The organism is Protofrankia sp. Cr1, from assembly GCF_963555865.1.
GTDB lineage: Bacteria > Actinomycetota > Actinomycetes > Frankiales > Frankiaceae > Protofrankia.
The window spans coordinates 20,146-21,933 of record NZ_CAUVXO010000057.1 but is presented as its reverse complement, the minus strand read 5'-3'; the positions used below and the strand labels follow the sequence as shown (position 1 = coordinate 21,933).

The following is a 1,788-nucleotide window of genomic DNA, read 5'->3' as shown; positions in this document are numbered from 1 at the left end:
AACACGGATAACCCCTCCTTTTTGTGTCGGACGCCATGTGTGCCGAACGCCAAGTGTGTCGGACACAAGGTACGGCGGACACAATGTGCGAACGGCCCGGGATCGGCCATGTCGGGTCGTAGACGGCCTTCTGCGCGGACCGTCGACGGCGGGGCGCCGCACGCCACTGTCGAGGTAGCGTTCGCAGGTGCCATTCGTCCATGTGGTGACCACCGCAGCCGGGGCCAGATCGATCGGCGACATGAAGAGGCGAGGCCGACTGCCGCTCGCGGTGTACCCGCACATGCCCGGTCGGTTGGGCCTGACGGCCGACCAGGCGGCGGTGTTGTGGCGCAGCGGCGGACCCGGCTCGGAGAATGGTCGGTTCTGGCTACGGGCGTGTTTGAATGCCTACCCCGGACTCGCCTGGATTCATTCCGACTCGATGGGAGTCGACGACCTGCCACTGGCGGAACTGGCGGCTCGGCAGATAGTACTGACGAATGCGGCGGGCGCACATGCCCGACCTATTGCCGAATGGGTCATGCTTGGTGTGCTCATGGCAAGTAAGAGGCTTGTCGACTTCCTCGGGCGCTGCGCCCACGGTATCTGGGATACCAGCATCGTTCCGCGGGATCTGGTGGGCCGGCGTGCGCTGCTACTGGGTCTGGGTTCGATCGGCACGGAGGTAGCGAGGCTACTGGAGCCCCTCGGGCTTGACGTCGTGGCCGTGACCCGCAGCCCACGAGCCAGGGCGGTGGCCGGGGTCACGGCCGTCGTGCACGACGGCTCGTGGCGGGAGATGCTCGCTGACACGGACTTTCTTGTGTGCACGCTCCCGCTCACCGACCGGACCACGGGCCTGCTCGGTCAATGGGAACTCGCGCAGCTGCCGTCCCATGCGTGGATCATCAGTATTTCCCGTGGTCCGGTCATCGACCAGGATGCGTTGATCGCCCTGTTGGACTCCGGCCGCATCGCCGGGGCCGTCCTCGACGGCTTCAGCCAGGAGCCGCTGCCTGCGACGGATCCGTTGTGGCAGCGGCCGAATGTGGTCGTCCTGCCGCACCACACCTGGTGCTCCCCGAGCAGTCGGTCCCGGCTCGAGGTTCTCTTCGCCCATCAGCTCCGTCGGTGGCTGGCCGGTGAGCGCCTGCTTAACGTGGTCGACTGTCGTCGCGGTTACTAGAACGTGGTGATGCACCGATAAGAGGACTGTTCAACCGGCATTGATGGACATTTCATCATGATGGTCGTCGGGCACTGCCGCCTTGACCGTGACCGTCTGCCTAATCGGTGTCAATCTTGTTTCCCGAGGGCGCCAGAACATACCATTTTGCGCCGAACCCGTTGATTCCCTGACCGTTGACGTCCCCGGGGCTGGTGTCACCGACGTAGTAGTAGAGCGGGTGGCCGCCGTAGGTGACCTCCCGCGTCCCGTCAGGTCGGGCCGTGGTACCGAGCAGAGCGACAGTGACGCCGGCGCCGGCTGTGGGCGCGCCCGCGGCGACGTATGGCGGCCAGGCCGCCGCGCAGGCTCCGCTGCACGACGATGTGGTGCCTTTATCTGCCTCGAAGAGATACAGGGTCCGTCCGCCGGCGTCGACCAGGACATTACCGACCTTGGTCGGGCCGACGGCGACGGTCGCCGCCGTCGATACCGCCGTACTGCCGGTAGAAGGTACCGCCCCACCGCCCGTGGCAGGCGTCGTGTGGGCCGGGGTGCCGTAGCTGCTCCCGGCACCGTCGTCGCTGCTGCCTGCGCACGCGGCGAGGACGGTGGCCACCGCCATGGTGGACACGATCATG

At 66.4% G+C, this 1,788-nt stretch carries 2 protein-coding genes; one reads left to right on the top strand and one right to left on the bottom strand.

What is annotated here, in order from left to right:
* Nucleotides 1-241: 241 nt before the first annotated feature.
* Nucleotides 242-1,168: a D-2-hydroxyacid dehydrogenase gene (locus U9980_RS07745; RefSeq protein ID WP_322767313.1), complete on the top strand. Its 927-nt coding sequence runs from the start codon at nt 242-244 to the stop codon at nt 1,166-1,168.
* Between the two features lie 100 nt (nt 1,169-1,268).
* Here the strand turns inward: U9980_RS07745 and U9980_RS07740 are convergent.
* Nucleotides 1,269-1,788 (bottom strand): hypothetical protein (locus U9980_RS07740; protein WP_322767312.1); only part of this gene is annotated, 520 nt, incomplete at its 5' end.